Source organism: Nocardia sp. NBC_01499, from assembly GCF_045040275.1.
Taxonomy (GTDB): Bacteria; Actinomycetota; Actinomycetes; order Mycobacteriales; family Mycobacteriaceae; genus Nocardia.
Genome location: NZ_CP109426.1, coordinates 1,260,326 through 1,280,950, shown reverse-complemented (window position 1 = coordinate 1,280,950; position 20,625 = coordinate 1,260,326). Strand labels below are relative to the sequence as shown.

General features: G+C 67.1%; 14 protein-coding genes. 8 read left to right on the top strand and 6 right to left on the bottom strand.

Annotated elements, in window-relative coordinates; translation table 11 throughout:
• Positions 1-300: 300 nt before the first annotated feature.
• Both OG203_RS05735 and OG203_RS05730 read left to right on the top strand, forming a co-directional pair.
• Positions 301-4,206 (top strand): non-ribosomal peptide synthetase, encoded by a 3,906-nt coding sequence (locus tag OG203_RS05735; protein WP_405164612.1) that lies wholly within the window; start codon positions 301-303, stop codon positions 4,204-4,206.
• A gap of 35 nt (positions 4,207-4,241) precedes the next feature.
• The gene (locus OG203_RS05730; RefSeq protein WP_405164611.1) at positions 4,242-13,364 is read left to right on the top strand and encodes an amino acid adenylation domain-containing protein; all 9,123 of its coding nucleotides are present in this window, start codon (positions 4,242-4,244) and stop codon (positions 13,362-13,364) included.
• Positions 13,365-13,427: 63 nt separating this feature from the next.
• Here the strand turns inward: OG203_RS05730 and OG203_RS05725 are convergent, their stop codons facing one another.
• Positions 13,428-13,748 (bottom strand): hypothetical protein, encoded by a 321-nt coding sequence (locus tag OG203_RS05725; RefSeq protein WP_405164610.1) that lies wholly within the window; start codon positions 13,746-13,748, stop codon positions 13,428-13,430.
• A gap of 323 nt (positions 13,749-14,071) precedes the next feature.
• Positions 14,072-14,284, bottom strand: coding sequence for a winged helix-turn-helix transcriptional regulator (locus OG203_RS05720; RefSeq protein ID WP_405164609.1), 213 nt, complete (start codon positions 14,282-14,284; stop codon positions 14,072-14,074).
• Here OG203_RS05720 and OG203_RS05715 point away from each other — a divergent pair.
• Positions 14,263-14,610 (top strand): ester cyclase, encoded by a 348-nt coding sequence (locus tag OG203_RS05715; protein WP_405167779.1) that lies wholly within the window; start codon positions 14,263-14,265, stop codon positions 14,608-14,610. The genes OG203_RS05720 and OG203_RS05715 overlap by 22 nt on opposite strands.
• A gap of 81 nt (positions 14,611-14,691) precedes the next feature.
• Here OG203_RS05715 and OG203_RS05710 read toward each other — a convergent pair whose 3' ends face one another.
• The 3 genes from OG203_RS05710 to OG203_RS05700 form a co-directional block, all read right to left on the bottom strand.
• Positions 14,692-14,826, bottom strand: a complete 135-nt coding sequence (locus OG203_RS05710) for a hypothetical protein (RefSeq protein ID WP_405164608.1) — start codon at positions 14,824-14,826, stop codon at positions 14,692-14,694.
• The gene (locus OG203_RS05705; RefSeq protein WP_405164607.1) at positions 14,823-15,260 is read right to left on the bottom strand and encodes a nuclear transport factor 2 family protein; all 438 of its coding nucleotides are present in this window, start codon (positions 15,258-15,260) and stop codon (positions 14,823-14,825) included. The genes OG203_RS05710 and OG203_RS05705 overlap by 4 nt, the downstream gene beginning before the upstream one ends.
• 223 nt (positions 15,261-15,483) lie before the next feature.
• The gene (locus tag OG203_RS05700; protein WP_405164606.1) at positions 15,484-17,055 is read right to left on the bottom strand and encodes a nitrilase-related carbon-nitrogen hydrolase; all 1,572 of its coding nucleotides are present in this window, start codon (positions 17,053-17,055) and stop codon (positions 15,484-15,486) included.
• 104 nt (positions 17,056-17,159) lie between these two features.
• On the opposite strand from OG203_RS05700, the gene OG203_RS05695 reads away from it, so the two are divergent.
• The 4 genes from OG203_RS05695 to OG203_RS05680 all read left to right on the top strand — a co-directional run bounded on the left by OG203_RS05695 (position 17,160) and on the right by OG203_RS05680 (position 18,650).
• Complete coding sequence (locus OG203_RS05695) at positions 17,160-17,621, top strand: MarR family winged helix-turn-helix transcriptional regulator (RefSeq protein ID WP_405164605.1); 462 nt, start codon at positions 17,160-17,162, stop codon at positions 17,619-17,621.
• Between the two features lie 40 nt (positions 17,622-17,661).
• Positions 17,662-17,949 (top strand): hypothetical protein, encoded by a 288-nt coding sequence (locus OG203_RS05690; protein WP_405164604.1) that lies wholly within the window; start codon positions 17,662-17,664, stop codon positions 17,947-17,949.
• Positions 17,946-18,197 (top strand): alpha/beta fold hydrolase, encoded by a 252-nt coding sequence (locus OG203_RS05685; RefSeq protein WP_405164603.1) that lies wholly within the window; start codon positions 17,946-17,948, stop codon positions 18,195-18,197. The genes OG203_RS05690 and OG203_RS05685 overlap by 4 nt, the downstream gene beginning before the upstream one ends.
• A 75-nt stretch (positions 18,198-18,272) precedes the next feature.
• Positions 18,273-18,650 carry a VOC family protein gene (locus OG203_RS05680; protein ID WP_405164602.1) on the top strand — a complete coding sequence of 126 codons (378 nt, stop codon included), beginning with the start codon at positions 18,273-18,275 and terminating at the stop codon, positions 18,648-18,650.
• A gap of 149 nt (positions 18,651-18,799) precedes the next feature.
• Here OG203_RS05680 and OG203_RS05675 read toward each other — a convergent pair whose 3' ends face one another.
• On the bottom strand, positions 18,800-19,270 hold the full coding sequence (locus OG203_RS05675) for a nuclear transport factor 2 family protein (protein WP_405164601.1): 471 nt from the start codon (positions 19,268-19,270) through the stop codon (positions 18,800-18,802).
• A 491-nt stretch (positions 19,271-19,761) separates the two neighbouring features.
• Between OG203_RS05675 and OG203_RS05670 the strand changes: the two genes are divergently transcribed.
• On the top strand, positions 19,762-20,625 hold the full coding sequence (locus tag OG203_RS05670; RefSeq protein ID WP_405164600.1) for an NAD(P)-dependent oxidoreductase: 864 nt from the start codon (positions 19,762-19,764) through the stop codon (positions 20,623-20,625).

Sequence of the window (20,625 nt, the reverse complement as noted above, 5' to 3'; positions counted from 1 at the left end):
GCGCGCAGCATTCGGTGCATGTTGTCTGGATCGCTGCTGGTCGCGTCCGCTGTCGTCGCTTCCTCGGTCATCGGAACCTCGCTGTCATCGAACGTGTTGCTGGACGGTCATGTTAGGTGCTGCACGCCGGTAAACAAACGTTGTCGTCAAGGAAAACCCTGTCTTACAACGAAATTGATGTTTATGTGACGCGGGAATTATTTTCGGCGTGAGAGCATCCAGGTTCGATGATCACCCGACGATGGTTGGCGCTTGCCTGAGGCCCGAATCGGGCTCGGCTGGAAAGAGTTTGGAGATCGTATGAACTCATCGCAACGCGCGGCGATCGTGACACGGCATGGTGTGGAGCAGGCTCCACTCTCGTTCGGGCAACAGAGACTGTGGATCCTCACGGAGAACGGCCAGGCCAGTGTCGCCTACAACGAAGCGGTGGCATTCGAGCTGCGGGGGCCGGTTGACCACGATGTCCTCGGCCGCGCACTCGACGCGCTGGCCGCCCGCCATGCGGCGTTGCGTACCCGCCTTGTTCCGAATGGCGTTGCGGTGCACCAGGTGATCGACCCGCCCGAGATCGGTTTCTCGCTCGACATCGAGGAGCTGACCGAATATCGCGACGCCGCAACGCGTCTGGCCGAACTGCGCGTGCGCAACGCCCGCGCACCGTTCGATCCGGTGCACGGTCCGCTGGCCCGCGCCCACCTCGCGGTGCTGGCGCCGGATCATCGGGTACTGCTGATCACGGTGCACCACATCGTCTATGACGGCACGTCGCGGACCATTCTGCTGCGCGACCTCGGTGCGCTCTACGCGGCGATGCTGCACGGTGCCGAAGCCGACCTGCCTCGGCTGCCACAGCAGTACGCCGATCATGCCCGTTGGCAGCGACAGTGGCTGGCCGGCGCCGAGCCCGCCGTCCAGGCCGCCTACTGGGCGCGCACCCTGGCCGGCGCCCCGCCACTGCTCGAGTTACCGACCGACCGGCCGCGCTCGCCCGAACAAGACCATCGCGGTGACCGGGTGCGGTTCACGCTCGACGAGCGCCTCACCACCGGTCTGCGCGCGCTGGCCCATGCACACGGCACCACCGTGTACGCCACGATTCTGACCGGGTGGTCGGTGCTGCTTTCCCGGCTGAGCGGCCAGACAGACCTGGTCATCGGGGTGCCGACGGCCAACCGAGGGCGCGGCCGACTGTCGGATGCGATCGGGTTCTTCGTCAACACGGTCGCGGTGCGTCTCATCCTGACCGAATCGCCGACTACCGCAACGCTTCTCGATCAGGTCCATCGCACTCTGCGTAGTGCGCTCAAACACGTCGACCTGCCCTTCGAACAGGTGGTGGAGCTGATCAACCCGCCGCGCAGTCCGGCGCACACACCGCTGTTCCAGACGGCGTGTACACAGTTTCCCCCGCTGCGCGGGCTGTTGACTCTGCCAGGCGTCGAGGTCGAACCACTCGACATCGACGATGCCCCAGTCAAATTCGATTTGGCACTCGGACTGGCGGAGGAGGACGGCCGGTTCGTCGGCGAGATGGAATATGCCACCGCACTTTTCGAGCGCGCGACGATCGAACGCTACGTCCGCTATCTGCTGCGCATACTGCAACAGATGCTCGAACACCCCGACCGCATGGTCGCGGACCTGGCACTGCTCGACGCGGATGAGCAGCGAACTGTCTTGGAGCAGTGGAGCATCGGCGAGCAGACGATGCCCTACGGCCCGGGTGGCGTCGTCCGCCGATTCGAGGATCGGGCGGATGAACGCCCCGACCAACTCGCCCTCGTCTGCGGAACCGAACAGCTCGATTACGCCACGCTGCGCCGGCGGGTGCACCGTCTCGCGCACGCCTTGATCGCCCGCGGCGTCGTCCGCGATCAGGTGGTCGGCCTGCACGCGCGCCGCTCGGCCGCGCTGGTCGTCGGCATGCTCGCCATTTTCGAGGCGGGCGCGGCCTATCTGCCGCTCGACCCCGCCCAGCCGCCGGACCGGCTGGCCGCCATGGTCGCCGACGCCGAGCCCGTACTGGTGCTCAGTGACGCCGAGTCCCGTCCGCCGGGGTGGCTAGCGGTGACGGCGGTCGAGCAGGAGTCCGACCGTGACGACGACCCCGCCGTCGAGGTCGCGTCGGCGAATCTGGCCTACGTCATCTACACCTCGGGGTCAACGGGCAGGCCCAAAGGCATCGCGGTGCCGCATCGCGGCCTGGTCAACCTCCTAGACCAGTGGCTGCAGCGGTTCGGCGCGCTGCCTGGCGTACCCGCGTCGGCGTGGTCGAGCATCGGTTTCGACGCCTCGCTGCAGGAGATGCTGCTGCCGTTGACCACCGGCGGGATCCTGCACGTGGTGCCCGAGCAGTTGCGGGGCGATCCGGCGGAGCTGCTGGACTGGCTGCGCGAGCACCGCATCGAGCAGGCCTTCCTGCCACCCGCGTACATCCGATGGATCGACGAGGATCCGCACCGCCGGTTGGCCGGATCGGCGTTGCGGCAGGTGAAGTCCGGCGTCGAGGCGCTCTCGGAGATGGCGCTTGCGCGGTTGCGGCAGGTGCTGCCCGGCCTGCGTGTCCTCTACGGCTACGGTGCGACCGAGACCACGGTCTACAGCTCCGCCCACATCGATCCCGAACCGCGGCAACGCCCGTGCCCCGTCGGTCGCCCGCTGCCCGGCACCCGCATGTATGTCTTCGATCAGCGGCTGCGGCCGGTGCCAGCCGGGGTGGTCGGCGAGGTTTATGTCGCCGGGGCCGGGGTGACCCGGGGATATCTGAATCGACCTGACCTCACCGCCGAACGATTCGTCGCCGATCCGACGGCGGACGGCGAGCGCATGTATCGCACCGGCGATCTGGCCCGCTGGCGCCACGACGGCACCGCCGAATTCGTCGGCCGCAGCGACGATCAGGTCAAGGTGCGCGGTTTCCGCATCGAGCCGAGGGAAGTGGAGACGGCGCTGCTCGCGGTGTCGGGCGGACGCGAGGCGATGGTGCTGCTCGACCGCGCGCCGAACGGGGAACCGCGCCTGATCGCCGCCGTCGCCGGGGCGCAAGCGGGCCGATCCTCGCACGGATGGCGGACAGCACTGTCGAATCGATTGCCGGACTACATGATTCCCGCCATCGTCGCCGAGGTCGATCCGTTCCCGATGAACCGCAGCGGGAAACTGGACCGTCCCGCGCTGCTCGAGCGGATCCGGGCCGAACACGCGGCGCGCGTGAATACGACCAGCCCGCGCGAGCACGTGGAGATGGCGTTGTATCGGATCTGGCGGCGCGTGCTCGTGCATCCCACCATCGGGATCACCGACAACTTCTTCGATGTCGGCGGCACGTCGATTTCGGCGATCAGCGTGGCCAATGCCATTGGCGCCGAGTTCGACCGGCCGGTGCCGGTGCAGGACCTCATGCGCTATCCGACGATCGAGGCGTTCGCCGCGCATCTGCGCGCGGAGGTCGACCTCGCGCCGGACAGCACCGTCATCGACCTGCGCACGGGCACCGGACGACAGCGGGTGGTGTGCGTGCATCCGGCGGGCGGCACCGCCTTCTGCTATCTGCCGCTTGCCGCGGCACTGCCGGAAACGACGACCGTGCAGGGGTTGCAGTCGCCAGGGATCGACCCGGGACAGACGCCGCTGCCAACGGTGGAGGCGATGGCCGAGCGGTATCTGCGGCTGATCGATCCGGATCCGGCGGAGTCGGTGGTGCTGTGCGGGCTGTCCTACGGCGGCCTCGTGGCCTATGAGATGGGCCGCATGCTGATGTCGCAGGGGCATGCGCAGGTGAGTGTGATCTTGCTCGACACACACGGCCTGTCCGATCCCGCGGCGATCGAACCCATTGAGGGCGCGGAGTTTCGGGAGAAGCTGGTCCGGTTCAACGGCATGTACCCGGGTATCGATGACGCGCAGATCGAGCGATATCTGCGCATCTACAACCACAATCGGAGGACCGGGTGCAGCTATCTGCCGCCGGTGTCGCAGGCGAGGGTGGTCTTCATGCAGGCCGTGACGGGGACGGCCGATACGCCGGAATACGCTGCGGCCGCGGGCTTCTGGCGTGAGCGGGCCGGGGGCGGGCTGTCGGTGGTGCCGGTGCAGTGCGGTCACTGGGAGATGCTGGAAGGCGATCAGCTGCCGCTGGTTGCCGAGCTCATCGTCGGCGAGCTGGCGCAGCTGTCGACCTCGCTATCGGTCGTGGAGTCGTGATGGGCGGCGATCCCAGCCGACCCACCGTGGCGAGTGTGGCTGCCGCTGTACACGATCAGGCTCAGCGCACCCCCACCGCGGTCGCGCTGCGCGACGATGGCCACAGCCTGGACTACGCGACGGTCGACGCACTCGGCGCAATGGTCGCGCAGACTTTGGCGGACAACGGCATTCGCCCCGGCGATGCCGTAGCCGTGGCGCTGCCACGCGGATGGCGGCTGGTCTGCGTCATGCTCGGCATTCTGCGACTCGGCGCCAAGGTGGTGCCCCTGGATCGGCAGAGCCCACCGGAACGGCGCCGCCACATTCTCAGCGATTCCGGCGCGGTGGCGGTCGTGCACGACGACGGCGTCGAGCTGCCGGAATCGATACTGTCGCTGCCGGTTTCGGTGCTGCTGACCGGTGAGCGGGTGGTGGCCGGGCGGCCTGGCGCACCGGGCCGGTCGTCGTTTCTCTTCTACACCTCGGGAACGACCGGACTGCCCAAGGGTGTCGAGGCGCCCGACGCGGGAATACTGCGGCTGGCCAGGCCCGGATACATTCCGATCGCGCCGGGTACGCGCTACGCCTGCCTATCCAATCCGGCTTTCGACGCGCTGAGCTTCGAGGTCTGGGTGCCCCTGGTGACCGGTGGGTGCTGCGTGATCATCGATGACGAGACCGCGCAGACGCCACATGAGCTGGCCGCGGCCCTGCGCCGCGAACGCATCGACACGCTGTTCACGACGACGGCACTGTTCAATGCGGTGGTCGACGCCGTCCCCGATTGCTTCGCCACGATCGGGCAGGTGCTGGTGGGCGGGGAGCAGCTCAATGCCGCCCTGATCCGCCGGTGGTATCGCGACAACTCCACCGCGAGAACCCAGCTCCACAACGTGTATGGACCAACGGAGACAACGACTTTCGCACTGTGTCATCCGATTCCGCAGGAGTTCTCCGGCGATCTGGTGCCGATCGGTCGGCCACTGCCGGACACCGAGGCACTGGTGGTCGTGGTCGGGACCGAACGGGCCGCCGTCGCGGGCGAGGTCGGCGAGCTGTATCTGACCGGCGCGGGTGTCGCGGTGGGGTACCGCAATCTGCCCGAGGAGACCGACCGGCGTTTCCTGCGCCTGCCGTGGCACGACGGCGGTCGCGAAAGATTCTATCGCACAGGCGATCTGGTGCGGTACACGGCGGACGGGGACATCGACTACGTCGGCCGCGTCGACCGGCAGGTCAAGGTGCGTGGTTTCCGTATCGAGCCGGGGGAGGTGGAGCGTCAGCTCTTGGCGCACCCGGGAATACGGCACGCGTACGCGTGCACCCGCCGCGCCGCCGCGCACCGGCCCGAGGAGTTGCTTGCCTATCTGGTGACCGAGCCGGGGCTGTCGTTCGAGGTGGTGGATCGTCACCTGGCCGCCACCGTGCCGACCTACATGCGGCCGCATCGCCTCTACCGTGTCGACGCCCTGCCGTTGACGGCCAACGGCAAGGTCGATCAGGCCGCGCTGCTGAGCCGCGAGGATCGGCCGTGGCGCGCGGACACGGCGACATCAGAGGTCGCCGGTTGGCAGCGGGCGGTGCTGGACGTGATCGGGCAGGTGCTTGGCCTGCCGGACCCGCGATTGGCGGATCGGTGGATCGCCTGCGGCGGTGACTCGTTGGCGGCGTTGCGGTTTCGGCACCTCGTGCAGCGGCGCTGGGGATGCGATATCTCGCAGCGACTGGTGCTGCAGGCGGATTTCGCGGAACTGGCCGCGGCCGTCGACGCGGCACGCGGTGCAGGCTCGGCGTATTCGGCGCTGCCCGCGTCCTCCGATGCCGTCACGGCACCGGCAACCAGCGAACAACAGCGACTGTGGCTGCTACAGCAGCGGTCACCGCGATCGCGGGCATACACAGTCGCGCAAGCGTTCCGGGTGGACGGCGCGGTGGACGCCGAGGCCCTGCGGCGCGCCTTGCGCGCGCTGGTGGCACGACATCCGGCGCTGCGGACAGGGTTCACGGCCGCGCCCGAGGGGCTGCGGCAGGTAGTAGGCGACCCGTACGACCCGTGGATGGCACCGGATGCCGTGGCGGGCCGCGACGAACACACGCGACGCGACTTCATCGACCGATTCTTCGGTGTCGCTTTCGATCTCGCGCAACCGCGCATGCTCGCCGCGTGCTGGCTCGCGCACGACGGCGGCGGCATCCTGCTGCTTCGGCTGCACCACATCGCCGTCGACGGCTGGTCGCTCGGCGTGCTGTTCGCCGACCTGTCGGCCGGATACGCGGGCGAACTGCCCGAAACCCGGTGCACGGCACCGACTCCGCTCGACTTCGCCGCCTGGCAGCAAGAATGGTTCGCCAGCAAGGCATACCGGGCGCAACGGACCGAATTGGCCGGCTACTACGCGAATGTCGAGGTGGCGAACGATCCGCTGTGCCCGGTGCGCGATCGGCCTTTCGCCGCCGGACGATTGCTGCACACCTGCCTCGACGCCGAACGCCACGACCGCGTGGATCGGTTGTGCGCCGATCTTGGGCTCACTCGTTTTCAGGTGTTGCTCGGTGTATTTGCGTGGAGCTTGTACGCGGTGACCGGACGGACCCGGTTGCGAATTGCCGCGCCCGTGGCCAATCGGGCACTGTCGGAATTCGAGTCCAGCGTGGGGATGTTCGCCAACACGGTGCTGTTGCCGCTGGCTGTCCGGCCGAGCGCGGAGGCGGTCGACGAGCTGCGGCGGCTGGGGGAGTGCGTCAGGGAGATGATGGACCGGCAGGACGTGGCATTGGCCGACGTCCTCGCCGACACCGAATTCGCCAGCGGTGCAGCACCGTTCGATACCTTGTTCGTCTTGGAGAACACCGACTTCGAGGCGCTGACCCTGCCCGGCTGCACGACGCGCCCGCAGTGGTTCGCCGCGGCCGAGGCCAAATGCCCGCTGACCCTGTCGGTGGTCGAGCGCGCCGACGGGACGGAGCTGCTGTGGGAGTACGCCGAGGACCATTTCGATGATGCCGAGGTGACGGCGCTTGCCGACCTGTTCCGGCGCGGCCTCGACCTGGTACTCGATAACGGCACCGCGAAACCGTCCGATCTCGCGGCGCCTTATCGCCGTGGTTTGCCCGAGACCGGGCGCGGTGCGTCGATGCCGTTGTCGTTCACGACGGTGGCCGAGGGGTTCGCCCGACAGGTCGCGCTGACGCCAGACGCACCGGCGCTGGAATCCGGCGGACGCACGGTGAGCTACGCCGAGCTCGATGCCTTCGCCGCCACGCTGGCCACGGATATCCATGCACGCCATGCACTGTCGATAGACGGTCTTCGTTGCGTCGCGCTGTTCTTCGAGCCGTCGATCGAACACGTGGTTGCCCTGCTGGCCCTGGCTCGCCTGCACCTGACCGCGCTACCGCTCGACCCCTCCTACCCATCCGCTGTCCTGCGCCAAATGCTCGAACAGGCCGAACCGCTATGCGTACTGCTGTCGCCGAGCGCAATCCCGGCATGGGATGCCATCGATAGCGGCGAAATCGCCCGCCACCCGGTCATGTTGGATACCGGCGCGGCGCCGAGCGACGAATTACCCTGCGGTACAGACGCATCAGACGGAACGCGGCCGCTGTACATGCTCTTCACCTCCGGCTCGACCGGGCGGCCGAAGGGTGTGCAGGTGCCCGATCGCACGCTGTGCAATTTGCTGCAGTGGCAAGCGGATTCGGGTGGGCTCGGTGCCGCGGCGGTGACGCAGCAGTTCGCCGCGTTGTCGTTCGACGTGTCGTTTCAAGAGATCTTCTCGACGCTGTGCGGTGGGGGATACCTGCATCTGGCGCAACCGCAGTGGCGCAACGATATGCCCGCCCTGTTGGACCAGCTGGATTCGGCCGGTGCGGAGCGGATCTTCTTGCCCTACGTGGCCTTACAGCTTCTGGCCGAGCACGGCGTCCAGTCGGGGCGCTATCCGACTCGGCTGCGCGAGATAGTCACGGCCGGTGAGCAATTGGTGTCCACCGAGGCGATTCGACGGTGGTTCGCGGGGATGCCGGGGGCGCGGCTGTTCAATCAGTACGGTCCGACGGAAACCCACGTGGTGAGCAACCTGTGCCTGAGCGGGGATCCGATGCGGTGGCCGGAACGGCCCGCGATCGGGCGGCCGATCGACAACGCGGTGTTGCGGGTGGTGGACGAGGCCGGTCAGGTGGTGCCGCCGGGAGCGGTGGGGGAGCTGCTGATCGGTGGTCTCATGGCGACGCGATGCTATCTGGGGTATGCGAACGCCGACCGCTTCGTCGGGGTGCCGGAGGTCGGGCTGTGCTATCGCAGCGGCGATCGGGTATTCGTTGACCGAGAAGGCCTGCTGCACTTCGTCGGTCGTGCCGACGAGCAGATCAAGGTGAGCGGGCATCGGGTCGAGTTGGGCCAGATCGAGGCGGCACTGCTGCGGTATCCCGGGCTCGTACAGGCCGTGGTGGTGCGCGACGGTGACGCTCTGGTGGCCTGCCTGCAGTGCCGCGACGCGGTCCCCGAGGTGACCGCACTGACGGCGCATCTGGCGCGGCTGCTGCCCGCTCCGGTCCGCATCGACCGCTTCCGGCTGGTGGCAGAGCTGCCGCGGACACCGAGCGGCAAGCTGGACCGGCGTGCCGCCGCGAGCGCACCGGGCGAGGACTTGAATCGGACGGTCGCGGCAGCGGCGTGGTCGGCGCGCGAAGCCGAGCTCGCGGCGGCGTTCGAGGCGACGACCGGCGCGCCGATCGGGTCGGAACAGACCTACTTCGACGCTGGCGCAACGAGTCTGGCGTTGATGCGGTTCCATCTGCACTGCAGTACGGAGCTGGGTCTCCGTTTCACCGTTGCCGACCTATTCGAGTACGTCACGATCGGCGCGCTGGCACGGTTCGTGGACGGGTCGACCGCGCGCGTCGCGCATGTCGCACGGGCGCTGGAGGTGGACGGGTCGATTGCGCGCGTCGCGCATATCGCACCGGCATCGCAGGTGGACGGATCGACCGCGCACACCGTACCGGCATCGGAGGTGGACGGGTCGATTGCGCGCATGGCGCATGTCGCACCCGAGGTGGCCCCGGCCGACGATCCGATCGCGGTCGTCGGCATGGCGGTGCGACTGCCCGGTGCCGAGGACTTGGCCGCGTTCTGGAATATGGTGCGGACAGCCGGGCGTGGCGTCGAATTCTTCGACGCCCCAACGGGTCTGGTGGGCGCGCGAAGTCAGATGGCAGGTCTGCTCGCCTTCGACCCCGGCCATTTCGGCATCAACCGTCGCGATGCCGCGCTGATGGATCCGCAACAGCGCCACCTGCTGATGAATTGCGTTCAGGCGCTCGCGCACGCTGGCATCGCCGATCCATCCGATCGCCGCGTCGGCCTGGTCGCCGGATGCGGGGAGAACACCTACTTCCAAACCATGCTGCGCGAGGCGGACCCGGCGCTGCTGCCCGACGAATTCCAGCTCGCGCTGCACCACGACAAGGACTTCCTCGCCACCAAGGTGGCCTACCATCTCGGGCTGACCGGTCCGGTGTTCACCGCGCAGGCGGCGTGCGCGAGTTCGCTTGTCGCCGTGCACCTTGCGGCCGGGATGCTGCGCAACGGGGAGGCGGAGGTGATGCTCGCCGGCGGGGTGCTCGTCGATACGACGCTCGCGGGCGGCTACCGATACCGGCCGCAGCACATCTTCTCGCCCGACGGGCACTGCCGTCCGTTCAGCGATGACGCCAGCGGCACGGTTGGTGCGAGCGGGGTTGGCGTGGTGGTGCTCGAGCGGCTGTCGGCGGCGCGGCGCAATGGCCACACCGTCTATGCGGTGCTCACCGGCTCAGCCGTCAACAACGACGGCTCGGCCAAACTCGGGTACAGCGCCCCGGCGCTGGCCGGGCAGCGCGAGGTGATTCGAACCGCGTTGCGCCGCAGCGGCCGTCGCGGCGACGAGGTCGCCTACGTCGAGGCGCACGGCACGGGGACCAGGCTCGGTGACCCGGTGGAGGTCGGCGCGCTGCGTCAGGCGTTGGGTGTGACCGAATCGGGTGGCTGCGCCCTGTCGTCGGTCAAGAGCCAGCTCGGCCATTTGGGTGCGGCGGCGGGAGTGATCGGACTGATCCGCGCGACCCTCGCGGTCCACCACGGTTTGATCCCGCCCACACTGGATTTCCGGGCCCCCAACCCGCAGTTCGGCACCGACCTCGACCCGTTCTACATCCCCGCCGATCCGCGACCGTGGCCGACGAACCGGCCACGGGTGGCGGCGGTCAGCAGCTTCGGCATCGGTGGTGCCAACGCGCACGTCGTACTCGAGGCCGGTCCGGATGGCACGCTCAATCTGGAATCTGTTGCATGCCTGATGCTTTCGAGCAGTAGCGAGGAGGCGCTTCGGGCCGACGCCGCGCGGGTCGCGGAGTATCTCGACGCGCACCCGCAGACCTATCCGCAGGTGCTGCGTCATCTGCAGGCGGGCCGACCCGACCGGCGCTGGCGGATGGCCGCGGTCTGTCCCGATGCGGCCGCCGCGGTGCGATGGTTGCGGGCGGGCGCGGCCGTCGCCGTTGACCCGGTTTCCGACGCGGTGTCGGCCACGTTGCCGACGGCCGAGCTGGTCGCGGCCTGGTTGTCCGGTCGGCCCATTGCGTGGCGGCCCGGACCGGCGCAGTCGCCGTGGGATTTCCCGCCGCCCGCGTTCGATCTCGCAGACTACGACTTCTCGCGCGCGAAACAGACCATGCCCCAGCTGGATTCGATCGACGAGACCGGACCTCGGCGGCTGCCGGAGGCCGACTGGCTGCATCAGCCGCACTGGGTGCGGTTGCGCCGCGCCGACATCGGACCGGCCTCGCCACGAAATCGACTGCTGGTCTTGATGACTGACGGTCCGGCTGACCCCACGGTGGTCGCGGCCTTCGAGCAAACGCACCGCCGCGTCGTGCAGGTCGTCGCCGATGGTGCGGGAGCGGACGTCATCGAGGTCGTCCCTGCGGACTCGGACTCGCTTCGGCAGGTGCTCGACGTGCTCGCCGATACCGACTGCGACGGGATCGACTGGGTGCACGCGCTGCCGTTGAGCGTGGACGGGCCAGTGGGACTGGGCAGTGTCGCGCGAGCGAGCTGGGCGTGTATCGATACGCCAGCCGCGTTACTGCGGGCAGTGGCGGAGCACCGTGTCGCACAACGTGTTCGGGTGTGGTGGTTGTCGGCGCAGGCGCGGCCGGTCGATGGTGTGGTGCGGCGGCCGGAGACGAATCTGCTGGCCGGGGTGTGCGAGGTGGGGACACAGGAGAGCGGTGTGCCCGGCTCCTGGATCGACCTGCCCGGCACCGCTCTGGACGAATGGGCCGCAGCGCTGGCGGAACTGACGAGTGGATTCGATGGCGAAGCCGCGGTGCCGAAACATCTCGCACTGCGACAAGGGTATTGGTGGCAGCAGCTGGTGTCACCGGTCGCCGCGGCCGCGGCGGCCACAGCGCCCGCCGTCGCCGGTGTGTATCTGATTCTCGGCGGGACCGGCGGCGTCGGCGCGAGTGCGGCGGACTGGCTGTTGGAGAACGGCGCGGACCGAGTCGTGCTGCTGGCGCGGCATGCCCAGGTTCCAAAAATGTTGGCGCCCTGGGCCGATCGGGTCGAGACGATCGATGCGGATCTGGCCGAGAGCGATCTCGACGTGCTCTTGCACCGCATCGGGGATCGGCTGGATCGGCTCGACGGCATCGTGCACGCGGCCGGTGTTGCGGCCGGTGGGTTGATCGCGCGTCGCGATCCCGAGGTGGCGCGGCGGGGGTCCGCGGCCAAGCTGCGGGGAGCTCTGCTGATGGAGCGCCTGATTCAGCGGTACCGGCCAACCGTCGCCGTGTACTGCTCGTCGATGGCGGCTCGGTTCGGCGGCATCGGCCAGCTCGACTACGCCGCCGCCAACGCGCTGCTGGACGGGTTCACCGGGTATCGCGGCGCCGCGGACGAGACAACGCAGCGGGTGAGCATCGGCTGGGATGTGTGGCGGGAGACGGGAATGGCGGTGCGGGCCTTGCCAACCGACGCCCGACATCGCGCACACCTGGCCGTCGGCCTCACCGTCGCCGAGGGCCAGCGGGTGTTCGCGCGCGCCCTCGGTGCGCGGCTGCCGCAGCTGCTGGTCTGCACCACCGACCTCGACGACGCCCGCTCCTTCTACGCAGCCCCCTCGGCCGATGCGACACCGGCGGGCAGCGGGGTTGCGGTCGAGTCGGCGCAGCGGCTGCTACGTGCGGAGCTGTGCGATGCCTTGGGTGTGGACGATCTCGATTTGCACGCGTCGCTGTACGACCTGGGCGCCGACTCGCTGACCATGCTCGATCTGCTGGACACGATCAAACAGCACTTCGGTGTCGACCTTGACCTGGCCCGGCTCAGCCACCGGGTGAGCATCGACGAGATCGTGACCCGGCTCGTCGAGGCGGCCGGAGCGGCCGGGCCGGAGGACGTCGTGCTCGATGTCTGGCAGGAGGGCAGCGGACGGGACGTGGTCTGCCTGGTGCATCCCGTCGGCGGCGACATCCAGGCGTATCGAGCGCTCGTCTCGGCGCTGGCACCGCAGCTGACCGTCTGCCTCATCGCCGATCCGGCACTGCGCCAAGCCACCGCGCCGACCTGGACGCTGACCGAGCGAGCCCACCACTACTACGCCGCCCTACGCACCCGCTTCCCGGCCGAGGAATGGCGGTGGCAGCTGGCCGGATGGTCCTTCGGTGCCTGGGTGGCGATCGGCATGGCCGCCGAAGCCGAGGCGGCGGGCCAGTCGGCCCGGGTGCTGCACCTGATCGACCCGCCACCGCCGGGCGCAAGCGCGCTGGTCCGCGCGTACGACGAGGCGCGCCTGCACGACGTGCTCGCCAAAGAACTCGACCACGCCGGTGCCGCGGCGGCTACCGCCTACGCCGAACGCCTGGTCCGCTGCTGTCGCGTCAACCTGAACAGCATGGTCGATCACCACCTTCCGCGCCTGGCCAACACCCCGAGCCAACTCTGGCTGGCCGAACAGATCGGCATCGGCGATCCGACTTCGACTGCGCTGCAGCAAGAGTGGCCAACCCACCTGACTGCACCCACCCGGTGGCACTGGCTGGACACCACCCACTACGGCATCGTGCGGCCGCCCTACACGCAGACCATCGCCGCGGCGATCAACGAGGGGGCGGTAACACGAGATTAGTTCCGAGCGCCTGAATGTCCTGTGGCACAGGACATTCAGGCGCGCGTGCTACATGAGTCAGAGCTACTTGACGATGGTGCACTTGAGTGACTTGGACACCTTCTTGCCGTCTTTCGTGGTGATCGTTACGCCGACCTCCGCGATCTTGCCGACAAGGTCACTGGTCGGATTGAACTGGGTCTGCTGAGCGTCTGCGGGCCAGTCGTAGCCGTCGGGGTACGTCGGCAGCCATTTCGGCCATGTCCAGGCGTAGGTCGCGTCCATCGGCTGTACCGGCTCGCCGTTATCGTCGGTTGCGATCGCGGTGATCATGACGGGCCGACCTACGACAAGGTCCGCTGAGTCACCGTTGACGCCCGCACCACCGAGAAATTGGATCTGCATGATTCGCTCCGTCCATCCTTGATGAGACTGTCTCACTCCGCCGCTATGAAGCCGCTCAGATAACTGGCGAGTACCGGTACGCACGAAATACCCGGCACCACTTCATGATCCACCCGGCGCGAACATCAAGCCTCGGTATCCGCAAAGTTCGTCGACCAGAGTTCGGACTCGCCCGAGCGACACGCTGCGGGACCATATGCAGCGTCACCGGATGGCGCGCGTCGGCTCGAACCGGTGGAGTCATCGCGTCGTCGACTGCGGAAACCGGGGCGGGTGAGTGGCGTCCGTGCTCAGCGTCCCGACGCCGTCCGCGGATGATGGCGCTAGTGGCGATCGACAGGTTCGAATTCGATTGGCGCGGTGGATGAACCGGTGTACGGCAGGTCGTTGTCGGCCCAGTGGGCCATGCTGGCAAGGACCGACTCGAGGCGTTGCCCGGCCGGCGTGAGTTGGTATTCCACGCGGGGTGGCACCTCGGCGTAGGCGGTGCGGGTGACCAGTCCGGTGAGTTCGAATCGCTGCAATCGCGAGGACAAGGTTCGCGCCCGATCTGATCGATCACAACCCGGTTCCCGGCACGTCATCGGGGATCGTGGGCATGCGGTTTCTGATCGGCGAGGTGCGCGACGGATTCACCGGAACGCGTCACGAGATCGTGTTCCAAGAGGAGCTGCCGAGCGGCTGGGTGGTCAACCACTGGCGGATGACAGCCGTACACACCGGCGACGCCTTCGGCATCCCTGCGAGCCAGCGCCCGGTCTCGCTGACCGGCACCGATATCGTCCGTGTCATCGACGGCCGGATCACCGAGATCTACCACGTGGAAGAGCTGCTGCAGATGCGACTACAACTCACCACGTAGCGCGGCGGGGTGGTCAGCACCTTGCGCGGACCACCCACGCTCCGTCGTCGGGTTTGGGTGGTCGTGGTTTCGAAACACGGCCTAGCCATGATGCGTTGCGCCATAACGCAATCCGTCGTACAGAATCGTGGCGATACGTACCGCGTCATCCTTCCAGTCGGCGGTGCGGATTCCGCAGATGCCGCCGAGTGCGCACCACTTAGGGCGTTGGATCATCGTGGGCCGGGTGTGGCGCTCCCGCTCGTGGTCAGTGCGGCGAGCACTGCGGTTGTGTCGTGGTAGTACGGTCGGAACTCGGTGATCAAGCCGTCTCGGAAGCTGATCCATTGCAGCAGTGAGGTGTTCAACGTTCGCCCGGTGCGCCGAGCACGCAGGCGGCCTCGGCTGTAGACCACGACTCGATCGTCGTCGTTGACGAACTGCTGCTCGTCGAACCACAAGCCGTCCCAGCTGTCACTCATCGCGGCGATGAATTCCCGAAAACCCTTGTGTCCATGCCATTCACCGCCGTAGGGCAGGCTGGACGCCTGGCACATGACCACGTCCGAGGCCAAGTGTGTGGCCATCTGCTCGAACTCGGCACCCTCGGTGAGGTAGGCGGCCTCGGCCGCGTAAAAGGCTCGCAGAGTGGTCATCACATCGACTGTCATGCTCCCGATCCTCGCGGCCACCAGTTCGCCAGGCTGGCGAGATTCCGACATCGCGATCGGCACTTGCCTGCGTTCGGCTGGCAACTCCCGAGATGACTTACTGGACAAGCGATCACGGGGAACTGAGGTAACTCTCCTCTCGGGAAATCCCGCCCTCAGTTCCCCGTGATCATCCGTCCAACAGCGGTCGGTGCCGTGGACGCACCACTGTCTCGACGGTGGGTCAGCGTCGAGTTGCCGAGCGTCGCCGGATCACCGCGATACCCGTCAGCGCGAGTGTGCCTGCCAGGCATAGCCAGGCGAAGATGTCGCCGGTGAGCTGGTAGAGGGTGGTGGTGCCGTGGGTCGGGACGTCCACGATCCATGGGGCGTGATCGACGGTGGTGTCCTGGGTCGAGATGGGTTGTCCGTGGTGGTTGTAGGCGGCCGACCAGCCGTTGAAATCCTGCCGGACCAGCGAGTAGCCGTTCTCGATCGCGCGCAGGCTCGACATCTGGGTGTGCAACCGGCCGAACTCTGGCCAGTCGCCGCCGGGCACCAGCATGATGTCGGCGTCGGTGTGCATCATGGCCGGAAAGTCCGCGTCGTAACAGATCACGTTCGCGATTCGACCGTACGGCGTGCTCACGACGGGCACTTTTCCGTCACCGGGCGTATAGGTCTCCAAACCCGGAATCGGATGGGACTTCTCATAGGTCCAGATCAGCGTCCCGTCCGGGCCGATGAAATGTGTCTCGTCGCGGCCGTAGGGTGCGGTCGGCAGGTAGACGTTGACGGAGACGTCCAGATACACCTGCTCGGCTCGGGCGACGGCCTGCGCGGCGGCCAGGAACGCCGGTTCGTCCGAGACCGAGATCCTGGCCGCATTCTCCGACCAGAGAACGATTTTCGCGCCTGCTCGAGCGGCTTGCCTGGTGTTGTCGAACAGGCCGTCGATGACCGCCTTCGATTCCGCCGGCACCGTGGCCGGATCGAACCGGGGTATGGCCATCGGGTCGAATCCGGGTTGGCCGAGTGCCTTCATTTCCGCGTCCAAAGCCGCCGTGCTCGGGTTGATACCCGCGATGCGTACGGTCTGGGCGGTAGCTACTGGAAAGAGCGCCAATCGTGCACTGCCGCCGACGATTACGACGCCGAGCACGGCCGCGTAGACGACTGGCACGCGGACGGTGCGCCAGGACAGCGGGCGCTCCCACACATGGTTCACCACGGTGGCCAGGGCGCCGATGATAAACCCGATGGAGTACGGGCCGGTCAGTGAGATCACCTGCAGCAGAGCTGGATTGGTGTACTGCGTGTCGGCGAGCAGACCGTAGGCCGTGCCGAACGGACCGAAAACGCCAAGCACGAACTCGCACGCGGCCAGCGCCATCGGGAACAACAACAGGCTTGCCACCATGCCGAGCCGCGGCGCGAGCAGGCGGTCAACCAGGTAGGGCAGGGTGAGTACGGTCCCGAAGGCCAGCCCGCCAAGTAGGGTCATTCCCGTCAGCGGAACGGCCACGTGCCACAGAAAGAACATCGCGGCCCCGACGCTGGCCAGCCAGACCAGACCCACTCCGACGGCCGCCCGGCTGGTCCTGGAAAAGCGCAGCAGCAGAATCGCGAAAAGCCATGCGGCCAACGGGATATCCCATCTGCCGTTGACCGCGAACAACGACAGGACCGCGCCGGCGCCGAGCCACAGATAACGCCACCGATCCGGCGGTCGCCCGATCCTCGGCGATGTGCTCGACGGCGCGTTGGCGCCAGTGTCGACGGGGTCGGATCGCAGATTGCTTGTACCCGTGGTCATTCGAGATCTCCTGAGTCAAACACTTGGAGCATCCAAGCATTGGCAGTCTCTCATGGGGATGCTTGGAGTTGTCAAGTGTTTGAATGACCAAGTATTGTCGGGTTGTGGCAGAGCGTGCGGACGAATCGCTGGTATATGACGTGCTTGACCTGGTTTTCGCCGTGGCCGAGCAGACCAATGCCCTGCTCGCCGACACCGTCGGCGACTTGGGGCTGACCGCGGTCATGGCCAACACCCTGTGGAAGATCGAGCCGTCCGCTACTCCGTCGATGCGGCAACTCGCCGCCAGCCTTGGCTGCGATCCGTCCACCGTGACGTTCCTCGCCGACCGCCTCCAGGACAAGGGCCTGATCACCCGAGAGGTCGATCCGGCGAATCGCCGGGTCAAGATCGTGACCCTCACCGAGCGCGGCCTCGAAGTACGGCGACGACTCGCGACGGCGATGCGCACCCGGTCATCCATTGCCCACCTCAGCCCGACCGAGCAGCGCCAACTCAGCCGACTATTGACCAAAGCCGCACGAGCGAAACCGGCGGAAACCAAAGCCCCCACAGCGCGTCCGTGAGATCAACCGCGGGTCAACGTTCGTGCCAAGGAGATGCGCTATGAGCCCGTTGCCGTCCGAGAGCGGCACCGGCCGCATTTCGCCCGTCGCCGCGAGCGTCCTCGAGCGAGCCGAGCAACTCGTCCAGCTGCTTCGCGACCTCGTCCGATGTGACGCGGTGATGTTGACGGCCTCGAACCCGTTCGCGTCGAGTCCGCGGCATGAGGTGCTTGCCGCCGACGGCTACTCGGGGGCGTATCCGGCGCGGAACGCGAGTTCTGGCTCGCCGCCTACCGTGCGAACTACGCCGGTGATGCCGGGCGCCACCGCCTGCGCGTCAGCACGGTGAACCTGCGGGACCGCGACGGGCTGCACGGCAGGCTCGACGACGTCCGCTGCCCGGTCCTGTGGTTGCACGGCACCGCTGACCAGGTGTATTCCGTGGAAAACGCCAAGGAGAAGATCCGGATGTTCACCCGTTCCCCCGAAGCGCGTCTGGCAGTCGTCGAGGGCGGGCAGCACTTCCTGAGCGCCTCGAATCCCGCGGAGGTCGACGACGCCGCGCTCGAGTTCGTGCGGCGCTGGGCTGCGCTATAACCCTGCGGCGCAGGGGGTTTCTCTTATTCTGTCGACCTTGGGCCATGGCTCGCGGTCGCGTGCGAGACTTTCTGCATGGCAGCAGTTTCCGCACCTCCGCCGGGGTTTCATTCGGTGACACCACGCATGGTGGTCGATGACCAAGTTGGCGCGGTCGGGTTCCTGCGGACGGTATTCGAAGCGGTCGGCGACGTCGAACCGGATCGACCGACCGAGGTCCGCATCGGCGACTCGCTGGTCATGGTGTCGGTAGCGGGCGAACGCGAGGTGTTTCCAGCGTTCCTATACATCTATGTCGATGATGTCGCCGCGACCTATCAACGTGCGGTGGCTGCGGGTGCCGCCACCGTGGAGGCACCGCTCGACACACCGTATGGCGACCGCCGCGCCATGATCCGCGACCCGTTCGGCAACGTCTATCAGATCGCGAGTCGGCGCGAGACCCCCGCGTGAGATCGAGCGGGCCGCTCTTTTCGCGGCGGCCGGGGCTCGCTCGTCCCCTGAACTTGGACAAGGCCGCCGCCGACACGATCGCGGCCATCGCGATGCGCTGGTAGCGGATGTCTTGAGCCGCAGCGGTGCTCAACCGCCGACCGCGTCTGTCATGCCTCCGCGGTATTGCTGAGTCGTTCCGTCGGACCGCCGTAGGCGATGATCGTCGTTCGTTTCGCCAGCAACCAGCTGTGGTCGATCTTGTGGAAGGTGTCTTCGTAGTGGCCGACATTGACCGGGGGTCGGGGCGCCGCCATGCCTCCGCGGTAGCCATCGACGCGATACGTGGTGAAGTAGGTTGTGGCGGAGGCTATCTCCGGGGAGGAGACGGTCACGAGGATGTTCGTGCACAACCGTCGGGAGAGCCGATCGGCTGGTCGCGACCCGAAGTAATCGCGCAAGGCCTCGCGTCCCTGCACCCTCCGATCACCGGCAGGCCATTCCCAGACACCGTCCGGCGTGAACAGCTCCGCGACACTGGATGGGTCGCCGAGGTCGAGCCGCCGGACGAACTCGATAATCAAACGCTCACAGGCCCGTTCGGCGATCATCAGGTTCACTGCGTTCGAGTCGATACCCATGCTGTTGTCCTACCATTTGGTGATATTCCAGCGCGACTAAGTTTTCGTGACGGATCCACGGCGCGGGGGACTGCACGATGCTGGGCAATTGCGAGCGCTGGGCAGGCAAGTTACGAGAAGTACTGTTGGACAAGTGATCACGGGGAACTGAGGTAAGTCGCTTCTCGGGCGATGCCGCCCTCAGTTCCCCGTGATCATCCGACCAACAGTGGTCGGTGTCGTGGGCGAATGGGTGCGCCAGTGGCTGTGGAGCGAAGTGGCTTCGGAGGTTTTAGGGCGGACGATTCGGGGGCGGTCGAGCGATGTGCCGAGGTTTGATTGCTTGGTGGGGCGGGAGTTTCGCCCTGAGCGAAGCAAGGAGATTCGCTGCGTGGGGACCTGGTCGCTTACCTCCATGTAATCAACTGACCTCCGGGTACGTACTTGCTCGCGAAGCTGGGGATGAATGAGGTTGGGGTGGATATGTTTTCGAACTCCTGGAGGTTGGGATAGTGGCGAGGGAAACGTCGGTGACGGTGCTCGGGCTCGGTAGCATGGGGCGGGCTGTGGCGTCTGCCCTGCTCGTCGGCGGGCGGACGGTGACCGTGTGGAATCGGACACCCGGCCGTGGCAACGAATTGGTCGCGGCTGGCGCGCATTCGGTGTCCGATATCGCCGAGGCGGTAGTTGCGAGTCCGGTGGTGATCGTCATTTTGCTCGATCACGCATCAGTGCACGCGACCCTCGACCCGGTCGCGAAGTCCTTGGCGGGTCGACAGCTGCTCAATCTGACCAGCACCACTCCCGAGGAGGCGCGCGAGTTGGCATCCTGGGCTGACTCGCACGGCATCGATCTGCTCGACGGCGGCATCATGGTGCCCCCGCATCTGATCGGCGCCCCCGGCGCCTCGATCCTGTACAGCGGGTCGCGCACCGTCTTCGACGCACACCGCGCGATGCTCGAATTACTGGGTAGCGCAGACTATTTCGGGGCCGACGCCGGTGTGGCATCGGCCTACGATTTCGCGTTACTCTCGGCGATGTACGGGATGTTCGGCGGTTTCTTCCACGGTGCCGCGCTTGCTCGCTCGGCAGGCCTTTCGGCGCGGCAGTACAGCGAGCGCGCCGCCGCGCTCCTGACGGCCATGGCGCAGTCACTCTCGGCGCACGGCGATCTGATCGACACGGGCGACTACCGCACCGACTCCCAAAACATCGCCCTGCACAAACCCGCGGTCGACGCCATCCTGCGCGCCACCATCGACGCCGGTCTCGCACCAGATCTGCTCTCGCCCTTGCGAACTCTCATCGATAGGCAGATAGTCACCGGACACGGCGGACTCGCGCTGTCGCGGACCGTCGAGGAAATCGGCTGA